The sequence below is a fragment of the Lactobacillus sp. WILCCON 0058 genome, from assembly GCF_057198005.1.
On record NZ_JBUBHM010000001.1, the window covers coordinates 498,039 to 522,342 of the forward strand.

The 24,304-nt window shown below is 50.8% G+C and carries 20 protein-coding genes and 1 pseudogene; 16 read left to right on the plus strand and 5 right to left on the minus strand.

Features of this window, described 5'->3' with window-relative positions; translation table 11 throughout:
* Positions 1 to 8: 8 nt before the first annotated feature.
* Genes ACYVUU_RS02500 through ACYVUU_RS02510 form a run of 3 tightly spaced genes read right to left on the minus strand, consistent with a single transcriptional unit; the run spans position 9 to position 4,862 of the window.
* Complete coding sequence (locus tag ACYVUU_RS02500; RefSeq protein ID WP_484499847.1) at positions 9 to 884, minus strand: alpha/beta hydrolase; 876 nt, start codon at positions 882 to 884, stop codon at positions 9 to 11.
* Positions 877 to 2,103: an MFS transporter gene (locus ACYVUU_RS02505; protein ID WP_439775709.1), complete on the minus strand. Its 1,227-nt coding sequence runs from the start codon at positions 2,101 to 2,103 to the stop codon at positions 877 to 879. The genes ACYVUU_RS02500 and ACYVUU_RS02505 overlap by 8 nt, the downstream gene beginning before the upstream one ends.
* On the minus strand, positions 2,100 to 4,862 hold the full coding sequence (locus tag ACYVUU_RS02510) for a family 78 glycoside hydrolase catalytic domain (RefSeq protein WP_484499848.1): 2,763 nt from the start codon (positions 4,860 to 4,862) through the stop codon (positions 2,100 to 2,102). Before ACYVUU_RS02510 ends, ACYVUU_RS02505 begins: the two co-directional genes overlap by 4 nt.
* A gap of 143 nt (positions 4,863 to 5,005) precedes the next feature.
* Here ACYVUU_RS02510 and ACYVUU_RS02515 point away from each other — a divergent pair, with 143 nt between their 5' ends.
* Positions 5,006 to 6,124: a helix-turn-helix transcriptional regulator gene (locus ACYVUU_RS02515; protein WP_439775707.1), complete on the plus strand. Its 1,119-nt coding sequence runs from the start codon at positions 5,006 to 5,008 to the stop codon at positions 6,122 to 6,124.
* Between the two features lie 48 nt (positions 6,125 to 6,172).
* The gene (locus ACYVUU_RS02520; RefSeq protein WP_484499849.1) at positions 6,173 to 6,730 is read left to right on the plus strand and encodes a DNA-3-methyladenine glycosylase I; all 558 of its coding nucleotides are present in this window, start codon (positions 6,173 to 6,175) and stop codon (positions 6,728 to 6,730) included.
* Positions 6,731 to 6,803: 73 nt separating this feature from the next.
* Here ACYVUU_RS02520 and ACYVUU_RS02525 read toward each other — a convergent pair whose 3' ends face one another.
* The gene (locus ACYVUU_RS02525) at positions 6,804 to 7,454 is read right to left on the minus strand and encodes a nitroreductase (protein WP_484499850.1); all 651 of its coding nucleotides are present in this window, start codon (positions 7,452 to 7,454) and stop codon (positions 6,804 to 6,806) included.
* Between the two features lie 149 nt (positions 7,455 to 7,603).
* On the opposite strand from ACYVUU_RS02525, the pseudogene ACYVUU_RS02530 reads away from it, so the two are divergent.
* Positions 7,604 to 7,921: pseudogene (locus tag ACYVUU_RS02530) on the plus strand (winged helix-turn-helix transcriptional regulator); the annotation flags it as partial.
* Between the two features lie 151 nt (positions 7,922 to 8,072).
* Complete coding sequence (locus ACYVUU_RS02535) at positions 8,073 to 8,399, plus strand: putative quinol monooxygenase (protein ID WP_484499851.1); 327 nt, start codon at positions 8,073 to 8,075, stop codon at positions 8,397 to 8,399.
* Between the two features lie 43 nt (positions 8,400 to 8,442).
* On the opposite strand, the gene brnQ is transcribed toward ACYVUU_RS02535, so the two are convergent.
* A complete protein-coding gene (brnQ, locus tag ACYVUU_RS02540) occupies positions 8,443 to 9,783 on the minus strand; it encodes a branched-chain amino acid transport system II carrier protein (protein ID WP_484499852.1) in 1,341 nt (446 codons plus the stop codon).
* A 192-nt stretch (positions 9,784 to 9,975) separates the two neighbouring features.
* Here brnQ and ACYVUU_RS02545 point away from each other — a divergent pair, with 192 nt between their 5' ends.
* From ACYVUU_RS02545 to ACYVUU_RS02600, 12 genes are all read left to right on the plus strand, one after another.
* Positions 9,976 to 10,854, plus strand: a complete 879-nt coding sequence (locus ACYVUU_RS02545) for an IS982 family transposase (RefSeq protein WP_484499368.1) — start codon at positions 9,976 to 9,978, stop codon at positions 10,852 to 10,854.
* A 65-nt stretch (positions 10,855 to 10,919) separates the two neighbouring features.
* Positions 10,920 to 11,591, plus strand: coding sequence for a DNA alkylation repair protein (locus tag ACYVUU_RS02550; protein ID WP_484499853.1), 672 nt, complete (start codon positions 10,920 to 10,922; stop codon positions 11,589 to 11,591).
* A gap of 54 nt (positions 11,592 to 11,645) precedes the next feature.
* Positions 11,646 to 12,158, plus strand: coding sequence for an NAD(+) diphosphatase (locus ACYVUU_RS02555; protein ID WP_484499855.1), 513 nt, complete (start codon positions 11,646 to 11,648; stop codon positions 12,156 to 12,158).
* Positions 12,159 to 12,442: 284 nt separating this feature from the next.
* A complete protein-coding gene (locus ACYVUU_RS02560; protein ID WP_484499856.1) occupies positions 12,443 to 14,599 on the plus strand; it encodes a sensor domain-containing diguanylate cyclase in 2,157 nt (718 codons plus the stop codon).
* A gap of 91 nt (positions 14,600 to 14,690) precedes the next feature.
* Entirely contained in the window at positions 14,691 to 15,257 is a 567-nt protein-coding gene (locus tag ACYVUU_RS02565) for a DapH/DapD/GlmU-related protein (protein ID WP_484499857.1), read from the plus strand.
* Positions 15,258 to 15,346: 89 nt separating this feature from the next.
* Positions 15,347 to 15,703: a DUF1304 domain-containing protein gene (locus ACYVUU_RS02570; protein WP_484499858.1), complete on the plus strand. Its 357-nt coding sequence runs from the start codon at positions 15,347 to 15,349 to the stop codon at positions 15,701 to 15,703.
* 126 nt (positions 15,704 to 15,829) lie between these two features.
* Positions 15,830 to 16,315, plus strand: coding sequence for an Lrp/AsnC family transcriptional regulator (locus tag ACYVUU_RS02575; protein ID WP_439775698.1), 486 nt, complete (start codon positions 15,830 to 15,832; stop codon positions 16,313 to 16,315).
* 209 nt (positions 16,316 to 16,524) lie between these two features.
* Entirely contained in the window at positions 16,525 to 18,336 is a 1,812-nt protein-coding gene (glmS, locus tag ACYVUU_RS02580) for a glutamine--fructose-6-phosphate transaminase (isomerizing) (protein ID WP_484499859.1), read from the plus strand.
* A 148-nt stretch (positions 18,337 to 18,484) separates the two neighbouring features.
* The gene (locus tag ACYVUU_RS02585; RefSeq protein ID WP_484499860.1) at positions 18,485 to 20,551 is read left to right on the plus strand and encodes a BglG family transcription antiterminator; all 2,067 of its coding nucleotides are present in this window, start codon (positions 18,485 to 18,487) and stop codon (positions 20,549 to 20,551) included.
* Between the two features lie 165 nt (positions 20,552 to 20,716).
* Positions 20,717 to 22,588, plus strand: coding sequence for a PTS mannitol transporter subunit IIBC (locus ACYVUU_RS02590; RefSeq protein ID WP_484499861.1), 1,872 nt, complete (start codon positions 20,717 to 20,719; stop codon positions 22,586 to 22,588).
* A 13-nt stretch (positions 22,589 to 22,601) separates the two neighbouring features.
* Positions 22,602 to 23,051 (plus strand): PTS mannitol transporter subunit IIA, encoded by a 450-nt coding sequence (locus ACYVUU_RS02595; RefSeq protein WP_439776218.1) that lies wholly within the window; start codon positions 22,602 to 22,604, stop codon positions 23,049 to 23,051.
* 2 nt (positions 23,052 to 23,053) lie between these two features.
* Positions 23,054 to 24,199: a mannitol-1-phosphate 5-dehydrogenase gene (locus ACYVUU_RS02600; RefSeq protein ID WP_439776219.1), complete on the plus strand. Its 1,146-nt coding sequence runs from the start codon at positions 23,054 to 23,056 to the stop codon at positions 24,197 to 24,199.
* Positions 24,200 to 24,304 lie beyond the last annotated feature (105 nt).

Here is a 24,304-nt window from a genome sequence, read left to right on the forward strand (position 1 = left end):
CTGAAGCGTTAGTCCTTTCTCAAAAAAGCCGAGATCTCCTTTAAAGCCTGGTCGCTTTCCGGCATGTCAAAAAGGACAAAGACGTGGAAAAGTCCTGGCCAGACCTTCAAGGTCGTGTCAACGCCGGCCTTAGTGGCGAGGTAGTTCAAAATCAAGGAGTGGTCCAGCTTGACCTCTTCGCTGCCGCAATTGATCATCATTGGCGGAAAGCCCTGGTAGTCGCCGTAAATCGGTGAAATCAAGGGATCCTTCTTGGCCGGCTCGGTGAAATACGGAACGGGGTCGCCGGCCCCAACCAGCATCGGGTCCCGGTCATCGTTCAAGTATTCTGAAGTCAGAATACTGAGCTGGGAAATAACCGGGGAAAAGAGAGCCAGGCGGTCTGGCAATTTTTCACCTTTTGCCTTTAAGGACAAGGTCAAGGTCAAGGCCAGGCTGGCCCCGGCGGATTCGCCGAAGACCAGGATGTGGCTAAAGCGTCCTCTCAAGTAAGCGTAGGCGGCTTCAACATCGTTTTGGGCCGCGGGATGCCGGCCTTCCGGGTATTGGGTGTAGTCAGCCGCAAAGACGTCGCAGGAGACTAATTGGCCCAAAGTTACCGCCAGCCGGCGGCGGGACTTGACCGTCCCGGTAGCGTAGGCACCCCCATGCAAAAAAAGGAGGACCGTGTCAGGCGAAGTTTTTTCTTCCAGCCGGTAAAATTCGCCTTTAACCGGACTGGTTATTTCTTCTAAAGTTACCCCAGCCGGGAAGCTGAAGGGGTTGCCGTCATCAGCTGACTTGCGGGCCCCTTGGACTACGTCTGGCGTAAGCGGCTCTCTTTGGGCCGGCTTGATGTATTTTCTTGAAAATTCGATTGCTTTTTCAGCTGCTTGACTAAGCATTTTGTCCCTCCAAATTGTTAGTGTTGTCTACTTTCTTTGCTTTTGAACCTTGGGCCAGCTTATTGTAGTTGACTCCGATCAAGATGGCTACGACCAAGAGGATGGCGAAGACGAAGGCCCCAAAGACGAAGGTGGTTGCTGGAGAATTGCTGCCAAAAATCTTGCTTACTGCCTGGGCAATGTATGGTGAGACCAAGGTCCCGATGTTGGCGGCTGACATGGCCACGGAAGTTGAGAATGGCACCCGGGAAGGGCTGGTGAAGTCACCCACGTAGGAACCCATGGAAACCATGGACATGGAAACGGCGATGCCGACCAAAACGACAGCCAGACCGCTGAGGACTAAGGAGTTTGACAAAGGCAGGATGACAAAGGCTAAGGTCCCGCAAGCCAGGGCAATCGCCATGGAGAAGTGCTTGATGCCCCCCTTCAAGGCCATGAAGATGAAGCCGCCAGCGGCCATAGCAAAAGACATTACCCCCAGCAAGGTGCTGGCGTCTTGGACAGTGCCGTAGCCCTTAGCAACAACCAGGCTGGCAAAGCGGATGGTGATGAAGGCGAAAGTAGCGTTGAAGCAGAACATGAAGATGGCCAAGAGCCAGACAGGACCGTCAACGTGCTTGTCAGTCTTGACTTGCTTTTGCGGGTTTTGGCTGGCCGCGAACTTTTGGTCAATGCTGCTTGGAATAAAGAAGAGGACGAGCAAGAAGACCAGGAGGGCAAAAGCGTTAACCCAGTAGGAAGCCTGCCAGCCGTAGCGCATCAAAGAGCCGGCAAAGTAGGTCATGAGGAACATCCCCAGCCCTTGAACGACGCTGGAAAGACCCATCATTTGTCCTTGTTCCTGGCCCTGGTAAAGGGCGATGATCAAGGCTAAAGCGTAGGAAGCCAGCATCCCGGTCCCGACCCCGATCCCGATTCTGGAGATGAAGATCAAGGCAAAGTTGGTGGTCAAAGCTGGCGTAACCCCGGAGATCAAGATGATCAAAAGACCAAGCATGATGTCTTTCTTGACCCCGATCCGGTCAACGATGAAGTTGCTCAATGGCGTAAAAAAGATGATCCCCAAGGCCGGCACCGTCATCAAGAGCTCGATCATGGTTGGGCTGACATTGCTGAAGGACTTGGTCATCAAAGGAACAGTGGCGGCCGTGGCGCCAGAAGCGACCACGAAGACATTCAATAGAAGAATGGCCAATTTTGAGAAAAAGCGTTTCATTTTGCTACCTCGCTTGCTTTTTGCAAAGAATAATTTTGGAATAATTGGTTGATTTGCTTGATTTCGTTTTTATCTAATGGCTTGAAGCCGATGCCCCGCATCTCCTGGCTGAGCTGGTATAAGGAGAAGTCTTGAAAGTGGTCCAGGTTGCCCGGCGTGGTCAAAAAACCCCAGAAAGGCACCAGGTCCTGCAGCTGGTCGGCCAAGCTTTCGATTTGGCAGTAGTCCTTCAGCGGCGTGTGCACGTCAAAGGAGGTAAGCAGGGGCTGGTCGGGGACGATGGTAAATTCGTAAGTGCCCGGCCCCAGCATTTTTTGCATTTCTGCTAGGTCCAGGTTGACCTGGCCGCCAAAAGGCACGGTTAAGTGCAGCTTGACTTCGTTTGGACTGATGATTTCCCAGCCCGCTTGCAAGCTGCCGGCCGGCAGGGAAATCTGCCCAGCAAATTCCGGAAATTCCGGACTGATCCGCGGCTGCCAGCTGACCAGATTGCCATCTTGCTTTAAGCCCAGCAGGTCTTCATAAGCCCACTGCATGACAGCGCCGCTTGAGTAGTGGTTGAGGGAGTTCATCCCATTTTGGGCGATCTTGCCGGAGGAATCAACGGAATCCCATCTTTCCCAGATGGTCGTGGCTCCGTGCTCAACTTCGTAGAGCCAACTAGGGAAATCGTTGTTCAAAAAGAGGCGGACGGCCAGCTTGTGCTCCCCGTTTCTGGACAGGGCCGGCAATAAAAGGGGCGTGCCCACAAAGCCGGTGCTTAAGTGCTTATGGTTCTTTTCGATAATGTCAACCAAGCGGCGGACTAAGCGGTCTTTTTCCTGATCCGGGTAAAGGCCGAAGCTGAGGCAGATGGCTAAGCCGGTTTGCGTGTCGGCTAAAGGCCGGCCGGACTTGGTGAAGAATTCTTCCAAGAAGGCCTGCTTGATCAATTTGGCCAGCTGCCGGTAGTACTGCTGTTCATGCTTCATTTTCAGCACTTGGGCGCTTTGGGCCAGCAGACTGGCTGAGTGGTAGTAAAAGGCGCTGGCGATCAGGTCGTCGTCGGTCTTGCCCTTTAAGTGCATGATGTCTTCGGTGTCCAGGGCAAGCCAGTCGCCCAGCTGGTCGTCGCCCAGCCAGAGGTATTCGTTGCCGGCGGCTTGCGCCCGGTCATGGACCCAGTCGACCCAGGACATCATGGCTCCGATGTTTTGCTTCAAAATGGCCGGGTCCTGGCTGCGGGAGTAGGCCTGCCAAGGAATGATGACGCTGGCGTCGCTCCAGACGGCCTTGCCCCCGTCTTTTTCACCGACGCTCGGCACGTAGAGGGGAAGCTTGCCTTCATATTGGCTTTGTTCGACGGCCATGTCATAGCTGAATTTTTTGAAAAATTCGTATGTGTCCATGTTGTAGGAAGCCGTCTTGGCAAAAACTGCCGCGTCCCCGGTCCAGCCCAGGCGCTCATCGCGCTGCGGGCAGTCGGTTGGAACATCGATGAAGTTGGACTTCTGCCCCCATTTTACGTTCTCAAAGAGGCGGTTGACTTCTTTCCGGCTGCTCTTCAGCCAGCCAGTTTCTTGCATGTCGGAGTACAGGGCCACAGCCTTAAAGTCAGCTGGGTCGATTTGGCCAAAGCCGGTCAACTTGGCATAGCGGAAGCCGAAGTAGCTGAAGTGGGGGCGGACCCAAGCGGCCTCTCCGTCACTGACATAAGTGAAGCTGGCCCGGGCTGAGCGGAGGTTGTCCCGGTAGAATTCTCCATTTTGCAGGATTTCGCCAAACTGCAGGTCGACTTTCTCGCCTCTTGGCAGGCGGTTGTAGAATTCAACCCAGCCAGCCAGGTTTTGGCCAAAGTCCAGGACGCAGTCCCCGCTTGGCGTGTTAAGCAATTTGGCTGAAAAAACTTCATGCCCGGTAATTGGCAGGCTGAGCCGGTCGATGATGTAGCGGCTGACTGGCTTAACCAGAACTGCTTGACCTAACTTTCGTTTAGGTAGGGTCGGGTCAAAGTCTTCCCCGTAGTAGATGCCGGAGTGCGGCACCGGGGACTGGACCAGGTCCCAGTTTTCATCGGTCGTGATGATTTCTTCTTGGCCATCCTCGTCCAGCATCCGCAAGTCGCAGACAGCCATCAATTGGTCGCCATAGTTGTTGGCGATCCCGCCGTGTTCTTTAAGTCCCAATTTGCCCCGGTACCAGCCGTCAGCCACCATGATTTCCAGCTCGTGGCTGCCATTTTTGGCTAAAAGGGGGCTGGCATCGTAGACGGCTCTTTGCAAATAGTAGTTGTAGTCGGTAAAGCCGGGAGCCAGGTATTCGTCGCCTAATTTTTGCCCGTCCAGCCAGACCTCGTAAAGACCAAGGGCGGTTACGTAGAGGCGGGCTTGTTGGACATTGCGGCTGGTGAAGCGGCGGCGGAAGATCACCCCGTGACGGTCTTTTTGCGGGTCGCCGATCCACTTGCCCAGCAGGTTTTCTTTCATGTAGCCAGTTTCAAAGAAGCTGGAGGCAGAAATTTTTTCTTCGCCGCTAGCGGCAAAAATTTCGACTTCGTAGCGGCTGCGGGGCTGTAAGTCGATGTCAGTCTGGAAAATAAGGCTGCTGCCTTCTGCAAGGCCCGTGTCGTAGACGGTTTCGCCGGCGGTCTTGATAACCAGGCGGCAGCTGACGGTCTTGACGGCTGCCCCGGTCAGCTCGGCAGAGATCCAGAGGGGGCTGGCCAGCTGAAAGCCAACCGGCTCAGTCATGTGGTTGATTTGAATATTGCTTATCTTCACTTGTTGTCACCTCAGACATGGTATCGCGGACATTTGTAACCGCTTCATCTCTTAACGGTTACTATTATGCGGGATTTCCAGAACGCTTTTTTATAATTCGTGCTATAATTTTAGATAAAGCGTTAAAAAGAGAGCGATTACAAATGCTAGAGACGACAAAACTGTTAAGCGAATTTCAGCAGGCCACGGATTTGGACCTGTGCCTGTATTCGGTTAAAGAAGAAAAAATCATTGAGAGCTATACCCGGCCCTTGGCGGTTTTGCCCAAAAAGCAGCTTTTGCGGAATTTGGCCAAGGAGCAGGGCAAAGAGGTCCAGCTGAAGCAGGAAAAGTATCTCAGCCTGCTGGCCGCTTTTCCTTATGAGCAGGAGCTCATCGTGGCCTGGAGCACCAGTTATTCTTTGAAGGGGAAGGGAAACTATGATCGGCAGGTTCCCCTTTTGAGCGTGGAGCGTTTCCGCCACTTGGTCTTTTGCCTGTACTGGATGCTTTATCAAAGAGAGCCGGTTTTTAATGAAAATATCGGGCAGATTGCGACCGGGGACAATTTGGGAATGAATTTGCAAGATAACCAGCCGACATTGGAAGGGCGCCTGGCTGAAGAGAAAATCATGACTGATGTCCGCCGCGGCGACCTTGACCGCTACAATCATGATTTCCGCCACTTCGTCCAAGTCGGGAATTTTGGCCGCTTCAATCCTTCCTCGCTTAGAAGCAAGAAGGATCTGGCGATTTCGGCCACGACCCTTTATACCCGGGCGGCGATCGAAGGTGGTTTGAGCATTCAAGAAGCCTACCAGCTCAGCGATGAGATCATCAAGGGAATCGAGAGCGACGTGCAGATTTCCAACCTGTACGAATACACCCGGGCGATCGGGGAGATTTTTATCAACCGTTTGTGCCAGCAAAAGCGGCAGGCAGTCAGTCCCTTGGTCTATCGGGCCCAGCAGTATATAAGTGAGAACTTGAATCCGCCCCCGGATTTGGCGGAAATTGCCGGCCAGCTGCACGTCAGCCAGTCTTATCTGCAGCATGTGTTTAAGGAAGAGACTGGCCAAGGGATCAAAAATTACATCGACCAGCAGAGGCTCTTGAAGGCCAAGCAGTTGCTTCGCTTCAGCGATGAGTCGGTGACCGCTTTAGCCCAGCAGCTGGGCTACTCTAGTCCCAGCCAGTTTTCCCAGTTTTTCAAGCGGCTGACAGGCAAGTCGCCCCAGCAGTTCCGCAAGCAGGTGTATGAGAAAGAAACTGCCGATTGGTAGGAAAGATACTTCAATAGTAAGCAAAAGATTTTTGTCAAGGAGGACCAAATGAGCGAAAATATTTGCCGCCGGTGGGCGGAAGGCGACAAGCTGCTGGAAGAATACCATGACCATGAGTGGTGCAAGATCAAGCGCAGCGACCGCTTCGAGTTTGAATTGCTCTGCTTGGAAGGCGCCAGCGTAGGCTTGTCTTGGCGGACAATTATGCACAAGCGGGAGGCTTATAAGGAAGCCTTTCATGACTTTGAAATCGCGGCCTGCGCGGCGATGACTGACGAAGAGCTGGAAGCTCTTTTGAAAGATAGAAAGCTGATCCGCAACCGGAGCAAGATTTTCAGCGTCAGAAGCAATGCCCAGGCGGCTTTGAAAGTGCAGGAAGAATACGGCAGCTTTGATGCCTATCTCTGGCATTTTACGGCGGGCCAGCAGGTCGACCGGCATTACGAAAAGCTTGAAGAAGTTCCGGCCCAAAGCGACTTGTCAAAAGAAGTCAGCAAGGACCTCAAGAAGCGCGGCTTCAAGTTCGTTGGCCCGGTGATCACCCACTCTTTTTTGCAAAGCATCGGTATCGTCAACGACCATTTGGCGGACTGTGAATACCGGTAGTTTTTTTAAAAAACTCTGAATACTGAAAACGCGAAAGATCCGCTCCCAAAACTTTTGGAGCGGATCTATATTTTTAGTCTTTAAATGTCAAGAATTCGTCATTGTCCATTCTGCTTGCCCGGAAATGGTTGATCAAGGAGTCTTCTTTTTCGTAGCCAAGGCCGATGCCCAAGGCAAAAACGTAATCATTGTCCACATCCAGTGCTTCATGCAGAAACTTAGGGTAGAGAACGTATTCCATGGCCGGGATTGAGTCGATCCCCCGGTCGGTGGCGGCCAGCATCAAGGTCTGACCAAATGCCCCCAGGTCGTATGCTGAATACGGGGCAGTAGCGCGCGGCATCAGCAGATAAGCTACAGCCGGGGCATTGTACAGGCTGGCCGCGTCTTTAGCCATGGCCTGCGGGTCCTTGCTCATAAAATCATTGATGCCGCTCATCCAGCCGCTCACGTTCTTCATCCCCACCGGGCCCATGGTATCCCGGTGCAGCGGCGGCACTTCCGGGGTGTCCTGGTTTTCCTGGCCGGCGGCAGACTCGTGATGGCGACGGATCTTTTCCAGGGTCTCACCGCTGGCAATCACCAGCTTCCAAGTTTGGCTGTTGGCCCAAGAGGGGGTCAGCTTGGCTGCGTCAACGATGGCCAGCAAGTCTTCGCGGCTGACCTCCCGCTTGCTGAAGTCTCTGACTGAGTGCCGTTTTTTAACCGCATCTAAAAATTCCATAAATATTAAACCTCTCATTCTTTAAATAACCTTTTTTTGCTCTTTACGGTTTCCAGCTTACTACTGGAACTAACTTTTTGTAAGTAGCCACTTTTTTGTAAGATTGGTTACTAAAAGTTAGTATTGTGCTATCATGAGCTTTAGAGGTGATGATTATGGCTGAAGATATCAGCAGATTTGACATTTGTCCCTGCGCGGTGACCATTTCCCTGCTGGACAGCAAGTGGAAGATTCTGATTTTGCGGGAGCTGCTGCAGGGGCCCAAGCGCTATGGCGAATTGAAAAAGGGGGTCGTCGGCGTCAGTCAGAAGATGCTGACACAGAGCTTGAAAGAGATGCAGGCAGACCAGCTGGTCGACCGGAAGGTCTACCCTGAAGTGCCGCCGCACGTGGAATACAGCTTAAGCCAGCTGGGGCAGAGCCTGTATCCAGTGGCTGAAGCCTTGGAGAACTGGGGCATTGCTTTTATCAAAAGCAGTGACCCGGACTACCTGGCCAAGCGTTTCAACATTCATGAGCCGGGCAAGCACTGGCTGAGAATTCCGGACCGGTCAGAAGAGGAAAAATCTGGTAAGCTAGATATGTAAGCGGATACTTAAGCAGAAAGCAGGAGAAAAAATGAGTTTAACAGTCAACCTTTACTATCGCGGCCAAAACGGCAGTGCCCGCAAGTTCGCGGCGGAAATGGAAGCAAGCGGGGTGGCCAAGGCCATCCGGGCAGAAGCTGGCAACCTCCGCTATGAATACTTCCAGCCCCTGGATGACCCGGAAACCATCCTTTTGATCGACAGCTGGGAAAACCAGGCGGCACTGGATGCCCACCACGCTTCACCGATGATGGGCCAATTGGCCCAGCTGCGCGAGAAGTATGACCTGCACATGAGCGTTGAACGCTACGTTTCAGCTGAAGAGGCGGCCGGCGATGAGCAATTCATCAGAAAATAGAAAAAACAGAGTTTCCTTCTTAATTGGAAACTCTGTTTTTACGTTAGGCGCGTTTTTTGCTGATTGAAGCCTTAATGGCCAAAATGACAAAGGTAACAGCGACTGGAACCAGCCAGCCAAGCCCGTCCTGGTAAAGGGGCAGGAGGCGGCCGTAAAGGCTGGTAACTGCCTTGACCTGCATCCCTGCCGGCAAAGCCTTGAAGAAGTCGCCCAGGGCGCAGAGGAAGGTAACAGCCGTCATGATCTGGTAGTCGACCTGCTTAAAGTCAAAGAGCTTACTGGTCAAGGCCAGCAGGATCAAGGAAATCGCCAGCGGATAGAGCAGCATCAAGACTGGCAGAGAGAAGGAAATGATGGTGGTCAGACCCACATTGGCAATGCCGAAGGCCAGCAGGCTGAAGATGATGGCCCACTTGTTGTATGACAGGGTTTTAGGAAACATTTCCACAAAAGTCTCGCTGCAGGCCGTGATGAGGCCGATCGCCGTCTTAAGGCAGGCCACGAAGATCATCAAGGCAAAAATTACTGCCCCCAGACCTGGGAAGTAGTGGCGGGCAATCGCGGACAGGGCTTCCCCGCCGTTAGCGGCCAGACCCAGGCTGCTCCGGCTCTGGGCCCCGACCAGGGCGGTAATGGCATAGATCACCGCCATCAAAAGGCAGGTGAGGATACCGGTTTTTAAGGTCGCGGAAGCAACTTTTTCCGGCTTGGTGATCCCGAAGGTCCGGATGCTGGAGATGACGATAATGCCAAAGGCCAGGCCCGCTAAAGCATCCATGGTATTGTAGCCGGCCAAGACCCCGCTGATTAGTGGGGCGCTGGCGTATTCGCCAACCGGCTTGACTGCCTGGTAGCTGCCCAAGGGATGAAGAAGCGCGGTGATCATGATAAAGAAGAAAAAGAGCAAGAAGGCCGGAGTCAGAAACTTGCCGATCCAGTCCATGATCCGGCCTGGTCTCAAAGAGAAGAAAAGCATGATCGAAAAGAAGATCAGTGAGAAAATAAAGAGGCCGGTGCTTTTGCTCATCCCGCTTGGCAAAAGGGCAGAAATCCCGGTTTCAAAAGGAACCGTGAAGCAGCGGGGAATGGCGAAGAAGGGCCCGATGGTCAGATACAGAAGGCAGGTAAAGAAGTAGCTGTACTTGTGGCTGACCCGGCTTGAGAGGTCTAATAAGCCTTCTGACCTGGTCATCCCCAAAGAGGCGATGGCCAAAAGGGGCAGGCCCACCCCGGTGATCAAGAAGCCCAGGAGGGAGATCCAGAGATTGGCCCCGCTGGCTTCCCCCAGGTAGGCAGGAAAAATCAGGTTCCCGGCCCCGAAGAAGAGGCCGAAGAGCATGCTGGAAATCGTCAGCGATTCAGCATGCGTCAACTTTTCTTTCATGTTGATCCTCCATAAATCAAGTTAAAATAACAAATAGAAAGTAAAAACTAGAAAATATAAATTAGAAACTATTGTGCTAGAGCACACAATAGCTTACGCGTGGTGCTAGTTGAAATATAGTTTCAATTTCTTAACAAAAAAGGTCCAACATTGTAGACTCTAGTTGGAAAAAAGAAAGGAGTCCTTACAATGTTGAACCAACTACAGATTAAACGTTATAGTCACCGTTTGCAAGTGGAATTTCGAACTTTGTCGAAAATCTGCAAGAAACTTTATTACAAGTACGCTCCATCTCGGTTAACTCACCGTCGCAATGCCAGTCTGGTAAAGGTTCCAGACTACGAAATTATTGCATTACTTGTCTGGCAAGCTGAGGAAGGTATATCTTCTCAGCGCAGATTTGCTCGCTGTTGGGGACTTTGTGGGCTCTCCAGATCTCGTTTCAATCGCAGAGCTAGAGCGCTTCTTGGCATCACTGTTCAGATCGTCAACGAACTAAACTCAAGAGTCGATCTGTCTGATCAGTACATGATCATTGACAGTCTACCCATGCCTTTGTGTCAGCCAATCAGAAACCGCAGAGCTAAAGTGTTTGAAGGAATTGCCAACATTGGCTATAACTCAACCAAACAGTTTTACTATTACGGCTTTAAAGGCCACTTTGCCGTAGCTCAAGACGGTTATGTTCTTGGCTATGTAATCACACAAGCATCAATACACGATGCAAAAGAAGCAGAAGAGCTGATTCTCACTACCCATCCCGAAGGGCACTTTATTTTAGGCGATGAAGGCTATATAGGCAAGCAGCTGCACGATACTCTCAAGATAAACGGCTATATACTGTGGACACCTTACCGGAAAAATATGAAAGGTGCTAAGCAGCATAACAAAAGAGAGCTAATGGCAATTCGCCGAACGATCGAGAGTGTGTTCTCTGTACTAAAGTACTACGGAATTGAAAATATTCTTGCAAGAAGTACAGACGGTTTCCAACAAACCGTCGAGATAATCGTACTAACTTACAATATCAGCTACATCCTACAGAGATATGGACTCAACTTCTTCAACTAGCACCACGCGTAATAGCTTATATTTTACCATACAGACTGACATAAAGATGAAAGCTCGGTGAAAAAATGACTTCTTTTTCAAAGTACCAGGCAGTTAAAAAGGCTTATGCAGCTGCCGCCAATGAAGAAAACGCCCAGGCCATGAGCAAGTACATGCGGAATCTTTTTCCTTTCTACGGGATCAAGAGTCCCTTGCGCCGGGACCTATCCAGACCTTTTTTAAAAGGCGTGACTAAAGAAGAAATAGATTGGGACCTGGTTGACCTCTGCTTTAAGGACGACTACCGGGAAATGCAGTACTTTGCCTTGGACTACTTGAAAAGAGTAGAAAGGCAGCTGACTTTTAAGGATTTAGGAAAAATCAAGCAGCTGGCTGAGACCAAGTCCTGGTGGGACAGCGTTGACGGCCTGGTCAAACTGGTGGGGCAGGTTTTTGTCAGAGATGAGGAAAACAGGGAAAAGACGGCCGCCCTCATGCTGGCCTGGGCGCAAGATCCCGACTTTTGGGTCCGGCGGACGGCAATAGAATTCCAGCTAGGCTTAAAAGAGGCAACGGACCCAGACCTTTTGGGGCAAATCATCGACCTCAACCTGGGCAGCCAGGAGTTTTTTGTCAACAAGGCTATCGGCTGGGCCTTAAGGGACTACTCGAAGACCAACCCGGCCTGGGTCAGAAGCTATATCGCTTCCCGCCAACTTAGTCCTTTGAGCCGGCGGGAAGGCAGCAAGTATATTTAAATGTTAACTACTGAAGCAGATAACAGATTGAGTAGATAAGCGAGTGACTAAAAAATGTTTGAACTGAACTACTGCCCCCAATGCGGGCAAAAATTGACTAAAAAGGAGTTGCCTCTGGATGGCTTGATCCCATATTGCGAACAATGCGGGGACTTCCGCTTTCCGGTATTTTCTGTTGCCGTCAGCATGATCGTCATGAATGAGGCAGGCGACCAGGTCCTCTTGATCAAGCAGTACGGGAAGGACTCCTATATCCTAGTGGCTGGCTACGTTAATAAAGGGGAAAACGCTGAAGATACCTGCCAAAGAGAATTAATGGAGGAACTTCACCTTACGGCCAAAAGCCTCCATTTCAACCGCAGTCAGTATTTTGCCCCCTCAAACACCTTGATGCTCAACTATACGGTGACCGTTGACCAGAAGGAAAGGGTTATCCCCAACGAAGAAATTGATGCCTGGAACTGGCTGAGCATAGAAGAAGCCCGCCGGCAGATCCGGCCGAACTCTTTAGCCCAGGCTTTTTTGCTGGAATACCTGGAGAAAAAAGACAAATTAGATAATAAATGATTTATGAAATATCATATGAAAACAATAAAAAACAACGTTTCTCAGTTTTATCAATAAGTATTTTATTATCTCACGCTAATAACTTGATTTTACTAATCGAATGCTTTATAGTATTTTTTGCTTTAAAAGGTAGACACTCCGGCCAAGCCGCGAGTGCCTTCTTCAGTTAACGGTGTTTTGACTAGGAAATTCGTGTTTTGCTTGTGAGGTAAAGCTTGGAAAAATTTGGTGCTTTTAAGAGGAATTTTGATTTCAGCAGTCTTTCTCCCGCGGAAGCAAATAAAATGATGGGCTATGTAGGAATGATGAACCACTGTATGGACCGGGCCATGCAGGATGGGGATCCTAGCGACGCGATCATGATCTTCCTCGGTGAAATCGGGGAAAAGCTGGGGGCTGCCCGGACCTATATCTTCCAGCTGAATGACAAGCAGCTCTATGACAACACCTATGAATGGTGCGCGCCGGGAGTTGTTTCCGAGCGGGCGACCCTGCAGGACATGCCGCGGGCTGATCTTGGCTCGCCTTTTGCCCAGGCCTTTAGGGAAAATTCTGGTTACTATATCAGCGACATGGCTGCTTTCAAGGAGGCTGATCCCGTGTTATATGGGATATTTTCCCGCCAGGAGATCAGCAGTCTGGTCTTGTGCCCATTTTACTTTGAAAATGACCTGGTCGGCTTTGTCGGGGCAGACCAACCTAAAGACATGGATCTGGCCCTTCCGGTCATGCAGATTGTTTCCAGCCACATGTCAGGGCTTTTGCAAAAGTCCTTTTACGTGGAAAAAGGCTCTTCAGCTGACAGCGTGACTGGCCTGTGCAGCGTGACGGCCTTCCGCCACCATGTTGCCTATGAATTAGCCGAAATCAAGGCTGATCCTGGTATGAAACTGGACCTGGTCCACTTTGACATCAGCAATTTCAAGTTTTTTAACAAAGAGCATGGGCTGAAAGCCGGCGATGAGCTTTTAAAGCGGCTGGCTCAAGTAATTGGCCAGGAAGTGGGCAGCCCCTGGCTGGTCCGGCCGGTTGCTGACCACTTTTACGCTTTGGTTCCCGATAACAAAGTAGATCAAGCCATTAGGAATATTCATGACGCCATTATCGGGGATGAAGCCTTCGGGGCTTCGATCAGAGCCGGGATCTACCCGCTGTCGGCCAATGACCAGCAGGTTTCTTTTGTCATGGACCGGGCCAGAATCGCGGCCAACAATGCCGTCGGCAACTACCGGAACTACTATTGCCGTTATGATCCGAAAATGGAAGCTGACCTGACTTTGGCAAACTACCTCCTCAGTCACATTGATGAAGCTGTGGCCAAGGGCTGGATCAAGGTCTACTACCAGCCAATCGTGGACACCTTCAGCTCCAAGATCAGTACTTATGAGGCGTTGGCCCGCTGGGTCGACCCCAAGTATGGCTTTTTGAACCCTGGCGAATTCATTGAAGTCCTGGAGCGGGGGCACCTTATCCACAAGCTGGACCTGCACATTTTGGACCTGGTCTGCCAGGACTTGGCAGAAGCCATGCAAAAAGACGAAAATTATCCAATGGTTTCAGTCAACCTGTCCCGTTATGACCTGGAGCTGCCCGACCTGCATGAAAAAATCAACGCCATTTTGAACCAGCATGGAGTAAAGAGCAATCAGATCAGAATTGAAATTACCGAGTCAGCCTTGCTCAGCAATACCGAAGCCGTCATCCGGGAACACATCAGCCGCTTCCACGAAGACGGCTACCAGGTCTGGCTGGACGACTTCGGCAGCGGCTTCTCATCTTTAAACAGTCTGCAGAACTTTGACTTTGACCTGCTCAAGATCGACATGGCCTTTCTTCGTCACGCCAATGAAAAAACGCCAACTATCTTGATGGACGTGATCGACATGGCCAAGCGGCTGGGGATCGAAACCTTGTCAGAAGGGGTGGAGACCAAGGATGAATACGACTTCCTCCATTCTATCGGCTGCGTTTTGACTCAGGGCTTCTACTTCTCCCAGCCCCTGCCAAAAGACAAGATTGCGGCCAAAAGGAAGGAGCGTGGCCTGGAATTTGAAAGCCAGGCTGAGCACGACTTTTACCAAAAGATCGGCCAGGTCAATGTTTTGAACGCCTTGTATCCTTTCAGCGGGAGAAATAACCAAGAGCTGGTGGAAACTGTTCCGGTCATGGTTGTCCTGGATCGGAAGGGAAAACTTGAGCTCATTTATGCCAACAAGGCCTCCCAGAATTTGATCAAGTCTTTGCGCTTGGAGGGCGAAGCTTTTGAGACCATCTATAAGAAGGAATTTTATGCCCTCTTGAGGCGTCTGGGCAGCCAAGCTGATGGCGAAATCGTTGAAGAGAATTTCCGGATTAAGAATTATTCTGGTCGCCTCCGCCTGCAGCTGGTAGCAGAGATGCCAGGCCAGCGGGCCTATGTGACCAGCACGAATATGGTTTGATTTTTCAGAGCATTTTTTCTGTTGAAAGCTTTTTTAATAAACGTTTTCGCTTATAATTAACTGTTGAGAAAAAGCTTAAAGGAAAAAGACCATGAATGAATTAGAAAAAATGCGCGCTGGCGGCTTCTACCAGTTGACCGCCCCGGAAGTTGAGTATTATCAAGAAGCCGGGATCATCTGGAACGATGAACTGAGGCAGGGCAACAACCTGGACCGGCCGGCCCAGCTCTTGCGCTTAAAGATGCACCTGGGAGCTTTGGGGGACCAGGCCGTCTTTGGAACCAGCTTCAGCTGCCTGAATGGGCCCAACATCTATATCGGCCACCACTTTTTTGCGGCCAGCGGTTTAACCATCGAAGATGCCGGCGAGGTCCACATTGGCGACTACGTGACTTTTGGCCCCAACTGCCTGCTAACGACAATTGCCCATCCCCGGTCAACCCACCAGCGCCGCCAGCGCCTGGCCCAGGCCAAGGGGGTTGAAATTGGCAATGACGTCTGCCTTGGGGCAAGAGTCACGGTTTTAGCCGGGGTCAAAATCGGCGACAACGTTGTCGTGGAAGCTGGAGCCGTGGTTGACCAGGATCTGCCAGCCAATGGGGTATTTGCCGGCATACCGGCCAGGAAAATCGCGGATTTAAGCAACGACTGTGAATGATCGGCAACATATGGTTTGACTTTATCATTCAGTTTTAAGTAAAATGTCACTATCAGCTTATGCTGATTTGACAAAGTGAGGAGTTAACAATGAAAATAGCTTTACAAATTTTAGCCTGCCTGGTGGCGGCGGAGTTCTTCTATATCATGTATTTGGAAACTTTTGCAACGACTTCCAAGAAAACCGCGGAAGTCTTTCAGATCAGCCAAGAGGAACTGCGCCGTCCGGCTTTGAACGTCCTTTTTAAGAACCAGGGGATTTACAACGGCTTGTTGGCAGTCTTGACCTTGATTGCCGCCTTCGCCTTGAGCAAGATCGTTTTGCAGCTGCTCTTGGCTTACATGATTCTGGTTGCGGCCTACGGGGCCGTGACCAGCCAGCCGAAGATCCTTTTGATGCAAGGGGGACTGCCGATCTTGACCTTGATCGTCAGCTTCTTTGCTTAATGGCGGGATGCAAGCTATAAGTCTTTTTTCAGAAAAAGTCTTGCACTGAGTTCTTGTAGGAATATAATATTTTTAATAAAACGATTAAAATAACCAGTGCAGCTGTTGAATAGGTGGGAGAACGAAATGGTTGAATACAAAATCGATAAAACCGACCGACGCATTTTACAAATGTTGGAAAAGAATGCCCGCATTTCCGTCAAGGATATCGCGGAAGCCAATTTCATGTCTTCTCCGGCCGTAGCCAACCGCATCAGACGGATGGAGGCCAACGATCTTATCAAGCACTACTATGCGGACATCGACTACTCGTCCATGGGTTACGTGGTCAAGGCCTTCATCAATCTGGAAGTCAAGCCGGAAGACAAGAGCGAGTTCTACCCCTTCATCGAGAAGATCCCAAACGTCATCCAGTGCGACTGCGTGACGGGGGACTACTCCATGCTGATCCAGGCGGCCTACCGGCGGCCAGAAGAACTGGACCACTTAGTCAACGAGCTGCAGAAATTTGGCCGCACCAAGACCGAAATCGCCTTCTCAACTCCGATTGAGCACCGGCCAATCCCGGTCAGCGCGGAGAGCAACGAGGAAGAAGACAAGAAAGAAGATTGATTTTAAGCCTCCATCTGGCAAGATGGGGGCTTTTTTTAGACCTTTTTGCAAAGAAAAAGTTAAGCTGGCCAATTTACCGCTTACAATTATACCAATTTGAGAGTAAAGACTTGACCCGGGCCAAAAAAACAGCTATGATTCCTATTGCAAGCGCAAAAATACAAATTAGTCCAATCACTTAAATTGAACTAGACCAAAGGAGAAGACATATGTGCGGAATTGTCGGTGTAGTTGGCAAGCCAGCTAGAGAAGTTGTTTTGAACGGTTTGAAGAACTTGGAATACCGCGGCTACGACTCAGCCGGTATCTACCTCAATGATTTACAAGGGCATGAATACTTGACCAAGGCAGTCGGCCGGATCGCCAATCTGGAAGAGAAGCTGACGCCAGAAGAAGAAGGGACGACCGGGATCGGCCACACCCGCTGGGCAACCCACGGCCATCCGACAGTAGAAAACGCCCACCCGCATTACTCAGAAGACGGCCGCTTCTACCTGGTCCACAACGGCGTTATTGAAAATTACCTGGAATTGAAGGAAAAGTATTTGGCAGGCGTTCACTTCAAGTCTGAAACCGACACTGAAGTTATCGTGCAATTGGTAGCTAAGTTTGCCAAGGACGACAATCTGGATGCTTTTACCGCCTTCAAGAAGGCTTTGAAGCTGGTCAAGGGCTCATACGCCTTCTTGCTGGTAGACAACACCAAGCCAGACCACATTTACATTGCTAAGAACAAGAGCCCGATGATGCTGGGCCTGGGTGATGGCTTCAACATTATCGCGTCAGACGCGATTTCCGTTCTGGACCAAACCAAGACCTTTATCGCCTTGAACGACGGCGACTGTGCTGACGTAACCAAGGACTCAATCGAAATCCAAGACTACGACGGCAACAAGGTTGAAAGAGAAGCTCACGTTTTGGACATCGACCCGAATGCCGCTTCTAAGGGCACTTACGAATTCTACATGCTCAAGGAAATTGATGAACAGCCAGCTGTAATGCGCCGCCTGTCAACTGACTACCTGGATGAAGCAGGCAAGCCAGTTGTTGACGAAAAGATCGTCGACGCTGTCAGCCAGGCTGACCGGATCTACATCTTCGCGGCTGGTACTTCCTACCATGCAGGTCTGGTTGGCCAGCAGATCTTTGAGAAGTTTACGGGCATCCCAACTGAAGTTGGCTATGCTTCAGAAGCTGGCTACCACTTCCCAATGATGTCCAAGCACCCATTCTTCATCTTCCTGACCCAATCTGGTGAAACTGCCGACTCCCGCGTGGTCTTGACTGAAGCCAACAAGCGGGGGATTCCAAGCTTGACCATGACCAACGTTGAAGGGTCAACCTTGTCAAGAGAAGCAACTTATACCATGCTCTTAAATGCTGGTCCGGAAATTGCCGTTGCTTCAACCAAGGCTTACACCGCTCAAGTTGCCCTGCAGGCAATTTTAGCCAAGGCCGTTGGTGAAAAGCTGGGCGACCAGGAAGCTAAGGACTGGAACTTGAAGCAAGGCTTGAGCCTGGCTGCTGAAGGCATCCAGGAAATCGTTGACGGTAAGGAAAAGATCGAAGAACTGGCCAAGAAGTACCTGGTTCCATCAAGAAACGCCTTCTACATCGGCCGGGGGATTGACCACGCCGTTGCCTTGGAAGGAGCCTTGAAGCTGAAGGAAGTTTCCTACATTCAAACTGAAGGCTTCGCCGCTGCTGAACTGAAGCACGGGACGATTTCCTTGATCGAAGACGGCACGCCGGTTATCGCCTTGATCAACGACCCGGTAACGGCTGACCTCACCCGGGGCAACATCCAGGAAGTAGCTTCCCGCGGGGCCAACGTGATCACTATTGTTGGCAAGCAATTTGCCAAGGAAGGCGACAACATCGTTTTGCCGGAAATCGACTACTACCTGTCAGCTTTGCTGTCAGTAGTGCCGACTCAGCTTTTGGCTTACTACGCTTCCAAGAACAAGGGCCTGGACGTTGACAAGCCACGTAACCTGGCTAAGAGCGTCACGGTTGAATAATTTTTAGTAACAGGCAAATACGCAAAACAGACAGGCGCTTAGGCGTCTGTCTATTTTTATTGAAAAAAGCAAGTAATTATTATTCATTAGCAAAAGTAATTTACTTTTGCTACAATAGTGGCGTAATTTTGACAGAGGGGGCAGAGCAATGATTGTGACCGACCGGCAGAAAAGGATTTTACAGATTCTGCTAGAAAACGAAGACGGCATCAGTTTGGCGGAAGTGGAAAAAAGGCTGGCGACCAGCCGACGGACCCTCTACCGGGAATTTGGCTTGCTGAGGCCAGAACTAGCTAAATCAGACTTGACCTTGACCAACAAGAAGGGCTATCTGCAGCTGACTGGGCCGACTGAGGCGATTGCCGACCTGCGCGCTGAAGTGCAAGAAAGCAAGAGTCAAGGAGAGATGAAGGCCGAAGACCGGGGCAATGCTCTGGCCGCCATGCTTTTATTGAAAGACGAACCGGAAAAAATCATTGCCTTGGCTGGTCAATTGGGTGTTAGCGAAGCTACCGTTCAAACCGACTTGGACTCGGTAGATGGGTCCTTGGCCAAGTATCAAGTGCTGCTCAAGCGGACCAAGGGTCTGGGGGTTCAGATCAGCGGCAAGGAAAGCCAGCGGCGGAGAATTCTTAACAGTATTTTGCTCAGTGAAAGCAATGACTATGTCTTTTTTGCCTACCTCAATAAGCCGGGCCAGGAAAAGTCAGGCAATTTTTTCATCGATCTTTTACCAAAAAAGGACTTACAGAAATGTTGGCAGGCTGTCAAAGGGCTGCTGCCGTCTTTCAATTTTGAAACCGACTACCAGTTGATTGAAATGATCCTTCTGTTTACCATCAGCCTGGACCGCCAGCGGCAGGGCAAAAGCGTGGAAAACACGGCGGCTAAGCCAGATTCTTTGAAATACCAAAGTTATGTTTACCAAATTTTCGCCAAGCTGGATGATGAAGAAGTCACATTGACACAAAATGAAGTGGCATTTTTGGCCAACCAGCTGCAAGCTTATGCTGGCCAACGGGTGCCTTTTGCCAATGACGACCAGGAGGTCTTTGTCAATTTGCGGGTTGGCCAATTTATTCAAGATGTTTCTGACCAGGTACATTTTGACTTTAGCAAGAACCCGGCCTTTGCCCGCCGGCTGCAAAAACACATTTCCGGTTTGCTCCAGCACCAGGTCAAGCGGCTGCCTAACGTGCGAATTGAGACCTTAAGCCAGTTGACCATGCACTTTCCAAAGCTCTACGAAGCAATCACAGCTGCTTGGAAGCTGGACTTTTCAGAGGAACTAAATGTCGCGGAGCTGCAGCTGCTGCTTTTGTATTTTGCTAATGAATACGGCAACCGGCAACCACGCCGCAACCTGTCGGCTCTGGTGATTTGTGACAACGGCTTGGGAACATCAGCCATTCTGGCGACCCGCTTGCAAAAAGAGCTTCCGGAAATCAAGCAGGTCAAGACCGCCCGGGCTTCTGGCCTGGCTCAATTAAAACTGGAAGACTATGACATCATCTTTTCTACTTTAGATTTGCCTGGCTTCCCCCGTGAGTACCACCTGGTCAGTCCCTTGCTTTTAGGCGGGGAACTGGACCGGGTTAAAAGCGAGGTGGCTGCCTACGTAGCCAAATATCCGGAAAAAAACGAAGTCGAACAGCCGCGCCGCTTCAAAAATCCTTCAGCCATGCTGACCAAGCTGGCCCAGGAAAGTTCATTTTGCCAGCAGCTCTTGCGGGAGATGACCTTGCAGCCGCTGGCCAGCCAAGGGATGGATATGGAAGACATTCTGGCCGCCATTGTCAACGCCGTGCCAAGCGAGTATGTTAAAGACCGGCTGGAAGTTACCCGCCGGCTGAAGTCACGGCTGGACCTGGCCCCGTTGGGCCTGCCCGGCAGTCATCTGGCCCTCTTGCACACAAGGACGCCGGCTGTCAAAAAATGCTTCTTTGCCATTTATGAGCTGGCAGAGCCAATTTCTATGGTGGCGATGGATCAAAGCCAGATCATGGTCAAGCGGCAGCTGCTGCTTTTGGCACCGGAGGATTTGCCAGAAGCCAGCGCCAATATCCTGGGAATGATCAGCAGCTTTTTGGTTATGAGCGATCAGACGCTTCGCTTGTTTGAAGAAGGCAACTGCCCGGAAATCGCGGCTGGCATTGCCCAGCAGTATTTGGGGCAAGTGACCCAGCAGTTGAACCAGGCTCGCGGCCAACGATAATGCAAAAATCACAAATGGAACTCTGGCACCGTTTTCAGTGCCAGAGTTCTATTTTCTTTCCGTTGAAAGCGAAAACAATTGATAATAAGATAAAAATGTAAGTAAAAGTTAAGTAGAGTAAGTTTTATTGTTTTTAGTAGTTTTTAGTGTTTAGGAGGAAAAGTAATGTCTGAAACTCAGAGCAAGAGCTCAGCTAAGGCAAAGATCCAAAAATTCGGGACCTTCCTGTCAGGCATGATCATGCCAAACATCGGCGCGATTATTGCCTGGGGCTTCATGACCGCGATCTTCATGTCGCCAAATGGCTGGTTCCCGAACAAGTACATCAACAGCTTTACCAGCTCGATGCTGTACTTCATGATTCCAATCTTGATCGCCTACACGGGCGGCAAGAGCGTTTATGAGGAAAGAGGGGGCGTAGTTGGTGCCATCTCCGTTGTCGGGACCATCGTCCTGGCCTTCCCTTGGGCCAACCCGGTAGCGCAAGGCATCGTTTATCCGGCTCTTTACCCATACGCTGCCAACAAGGCTACGGGGATTCCAATGTTCCTGGGGGCCATGATCATGGGGCCGCTCAGCGCCTGGTGCCTTAAGAAGTTTGACCAGGCCTTCCAAAGCAAGGTCAAGGCCGGCTTTGAAATGATCTACAACAACTTCTCCCAGGGGATCATGGGGATGATCTTTGTAGCCATCAGCTACTTCTTGATCGGACCTATTTTGGTTGTATCCACGATTTGGATCGCCAACGGGGTTGACTGGATCATCGCCCACCACCTGCTGCCACTGGCCAACCTGGTGATTGAACCAGCTAAGGTCTTGTTCTTGAACAACGCGATCGGCAACGGTGTCCTGGTGCCTTTGGGGATCCAGCAAGCCGCTAAGATCGGCAAGTCGGTCCTCTTCTTGATGGAATCAAACCCTGGCCCTGGTCTGGGGATCCTGCTGGCCTGCTCAATCTTTGGCAAAGGTTCAGCCAAGAGTTCTGCTCCGGGTGCCATTATCGTTCACTTCCTCGGTGGGGTGCACGAAATTTACTTCCCGTATGTTCTGATGAAGCCAATCTTGATCCTGGCCGCCATGGCCGGCGGGATTACCGGGACCTTCCTCTTCAGTGTCTTGGGCGGTGGCTTGACTGCTGCTGCCAGCCCTGGCTCAATTATCGCCATCTTGCTGGTTTCAGCTAAGGATGCTTACTTCGGCAACATTGTTGGTGTTCTTGGCTCAGCTGCCGTTTCCTTTATCGTAGCTGCTGTCATCTACAAGATGGACAAGAGTGGCGATGGCGACCTGGCTGCTGCTCAAGGGCAAATGGCAGCCATGAAGGCAGAATCCAAGGGCTTGACTGAAGAAGAAAACGGTGCTTCAGCTGTTGAAACAGTTGAAAGCTACAAGGACGTACAAAGAATCATCTTTGCCTGCGACGCCGGCATGGGTTCATCCGCTATGGGGGCATCGCTTTTGAGAGACAAGGTGAAGAAGGCGGGCTTGAAGCTGCCAGTTACTAACACTGCTGTCCGCAACTTGAAGGATGAACCAGGACTTTTGGTTATCACCCAAGAAGAATTGGCAGAACGGGCTAAGGAAAAGACGCCAAACGCGCTTCACGTATCAGTCGGCAACTTCCTCAGCACGCCAAAATACGACCAGGTCGTTGCCCGCTTGAAGGCAGCCGGTGAAACCCTGCCAGAAGCAGACCAGGTCAAGAAGAATGAAAAGGCAGCCGCTAAGAGCGACGGCTTGGCAGCTATCGACTTCAGCAAGGTCAAGGAAGTCGACTTCATCCGGCACGACCAGCACCTGGGTACGGTAACGATGGCTTCCAGCCTGTTCAAGGACCAGATGCAGAAGGCCGGCAAGGAAACTCCGGTCAAGGCCGTAAGAATCAATGAACTGGACAATGATCCAAGCCACTTGGTCATCGTTACGCCAATGGCTGGCAAGAACCTGGCTATCCGCTATGACCAGATTCAAGTCATCACGGTTGACGACTTGCTCAAGGCCGGCGAAGTCAGCGGTCTGATTGACAAGCTGAAGTAAGGAGAGCAGAAGCATGAAACTGGAAAAAGATATGATCAAGTTGAACCAGAATGTTGCCACCAGTGAGGAGGCAATCCGCATGGCTGGGCAGCTTCTGGTGGACCACGGCTGCGTAGAGCCGGAATATATTGATGCCATGCTCGCCCGGAACGCGGATGTGTCAACCTACATGGGCAACTTTATTGCCATTCCGCATGGCACTGATGAAGGCAAGAAGTACATCAAGAAAACTGGAATTTCGGTCGTCCAGATCCCGATGGGGGTCGACTTCAGCGAACCCGATGACCAGCAGGAGAAGCTGGTGACTGTCGTCTTCGGAATCGCGGGCTTGGGCAATGAGCACTTAGCGCTCTTGTCCCAGATTGCCCTGTTCTGCAGCGACGTTGCCAACGTAGCAAAATTAGCCGACGCGCAAACGCCAGAAGAAATTATCGGTTTGTTAGACAAAGTAGGAGAAAAATAAAAATGAGAGCAGTACACTTTGGTGCAGGTAATATTGGCCGCGGCTTTATTGGCGAAACTTTGGCAGCCAACGGTTTTGGAATTGATTTTGTCGACGTTAACGAAACGATCATTGATGCCTTGGTCGAGCGGGGTGAATACGATATTCAACTGGCCGCCCCGGGGCAAAAGAAGATTCACATCAGCAACGTGACCGGGATCAACAACGCCAAAAACCCTGAAAAGGTTGTCGAAGCCATCAAGACGACCAACATGGTCACCACGGCTATCGGCCCCAAGGTATTGAAGATCATTGCTCCTCTGATCGCCCAAGGCTTGAGCGCGAGAGTCAAGGAAAATCACGAACCTTTGGATGTCATTGCCTGTGAAAACATGATCGGCGGTTCCCAGTTCTTGAAGGAAGAAGTTTACAAGCACTTGAGCGACGAAGACAAGGCTGAAGTTGACAAGTATGTTGGCTTCCCGAACGCCGCTGTTGACCGGATCGTGCCAATTCAGCACAATGAAGACCCGCTCTTCGTTTCAGTTGAAGACTTCAAGGAGTGGGTCATCGACGAAAGCCAGATGAAGAATCCGAAGATTCGCTTGGAAGGCGTTCACTACGCGCCAGACCTTGAACCATACATTGAAAGGAAGCTGTTCTCGGTCAACACCGGTCACGCCACTGTTGCTTACACTGGCAAGGCTCTGGGCTATGAAACGATTGGGGAAGCCGTTAAGGATGACCGGGTCGTTGACCAGGTAACCCGCGTATTGGCTGAAACCCGTTCCCTCCTTTTGGCCAAGTGGGACTTCACTAAGGAAGAACTGGAAGAATACCACGCCCAAGTCATCAACCGCTTCAAGAACCCTTACATTTCCGACGACATCGCCCGGGTAGGCCGGACGCCTATCCGCAAGCTGGGCTACAATGAACGCTTCATCCGGCCGATCAGAGAACTGAAGGCCCGGGGCTTGGACTACAGCGCCCTCTTGGAAACGGTTGGCAAGATCTACCACTTTGACGAGCCGGCAGACGCTGAAAGCCAAAAGCTGCAACAGATGCTCAAGGATGAACCGGTCAAGGAAGTCGTTTTGGAAACGACCGGCCTCAAGGATGACCCTGACCTGGTTGAAGAAATCATCGCTTCAATCAAGGCGGCTGATTAAGGCTAAAAAACTAAAGCAAATTAAAATCCGAATCAAAAACTAAAACAACACGAAGCAAAAGCAAGAAGAAAAAGCATGTTTGAAAAAACATGCTTTTTTGCTTCT

What these genes read in the sequence shown, in the direction of transcription:
- ACYVUU_RS02500 (WP_484499847.1), bottom strand. Translation starts at nt 884, where the DNA reads ATGCTTAGTCAAGCAGCTGAAAAAGCAATCGAATTTTCAAGAAAATAC.
- ACYVUU_RS02505 (WP_439775709.1), bottom strand. Translation starts at nt 2,103, where the DNA reads ATGAAACGCTTTTTCTCAAAATTGGCCATTCTTCTATTGAATGTCTTC.
- ACYVUU_RS02515 (WP_439775707.1), top strand. Translation starts at nt 5,006, where the DNA reads ATGCTAGAGACGACAAAACTGTTAAGCGAATTTCAGCAGGCCACGGAT.
- ACYVUU_RS02520 (WP_484499849.1), top strand. Translation starts at nt 6,173, where the DNA reads ATGAGCGAAAATATTTGCCGCCGGTGGGCGGAAGGCGACAAGCTGCTG.
- ACYVUU_RS02525 (WP_484499850.1), bottom strand. Translation starts at nt 7,454, where the DNA reads ATGGAATTTTTAGATGCGGTTAAAAAACGGCACTCAGTCAGAGACTTC.
- ACYVUU_RS02535 (WP_484499851.1), top strand. Translation starts at nt 8,073, where the DNA reads ATGAGTTTAACAGTCAACCTTTACTATCGCGGCCAAAACGGCAGTGCC.
- brnQ (WP_484499852.1), bottom strand. Translation starts at nt 9,783, where the DNA reads ATGAAAGAAAAGTTGACGCATGCTGAATCGCTGACGATTTCCAGCATG.
- ACYVUU_RS02550 (WP_484499853.1), top strand. Translation starts at nt 10,920, where the DNA reads ATGACTTCTTTTTCAAAGTACCAGGCAGTTAAAAAGGCTTATGCAGCT.
- ACYVUU_RS02555 (WP_484499855.1), top strand. Translation starts at nt 11,646, where the DNA reads ATGTTTGAACTGAACTACTGCCCCCAATGCGGGCAAAAATTGACTAAA.
- ACYVUU_RS02560 (WP_484499856.1), top strand. Translation starts at nt 12,443, where the DNA reads ATGATGGGCTATGTAGGAATGATGAACCACTGTATGGACCGGGCCATG.
- ACYVUU_RS02565 (WP_484499857.1), top strand. Translation starts at nt 14,691, where the DNA reads ATGAATGAATTAGAAAAAATGCGCGCTGGCGGCTTCTACCAGTTGACC.
- ACYVUU_RS02570 (WP_484499858.1), top strand. Translation starts at nt 15,347, where the DNA reads ATGAAAATAGCTTTACAAATTTTAGCCTGCCTGGTGGCGGCGGAGTTC.
- ACYVUU_RS02575 (WP_439775698.1), top strand. Translation starts at nt 15,830, where the DNA reads ATGGTTGAATACAAAATCGATAAAACCGACCGACGCATTTTACAAATG.
- glmS (WP_484499859.1), top strand. Translation starts at nt 16,525, where the DNA reads ATGTGCGGAATTGTCGGTGTAGTTGGCAAGCCAGCTAGAGAAGTTGTT.
- ACYVUU_RS02585 (WP_484499860.1), top strand. Translation starts at nt 18,485, where the DNA reads ATGATTGTGACCGACCGGCAGAAAAGGATTTTACAGATTCTGCTAGAA.
- ACYVUU_RS02590 (WP_484499861.1), top strand. Translation starts at nt 20,717, where the DNA reads ATGTCTGAAACTCAGAGCAAGAGCTCAGCTAAGGCAAAGATCCAAAAA.
- ACYVUU_RS02595 (WP_439776218.1), top strand. Translation starts at nt 22,602, where the DNA reads ATGAAACTGGAAAAAGATATGATCAAGTTGAACCAGAATGTTGCCACC.
- ACYVUU_RS02600 (WP_439776219.1), top strand. Translation starts at nt 23,054, where the DNA reads ATGAGAGCAGTACACTTTGGTGCAGGTAATATTGGCCGCGGCTTTATT.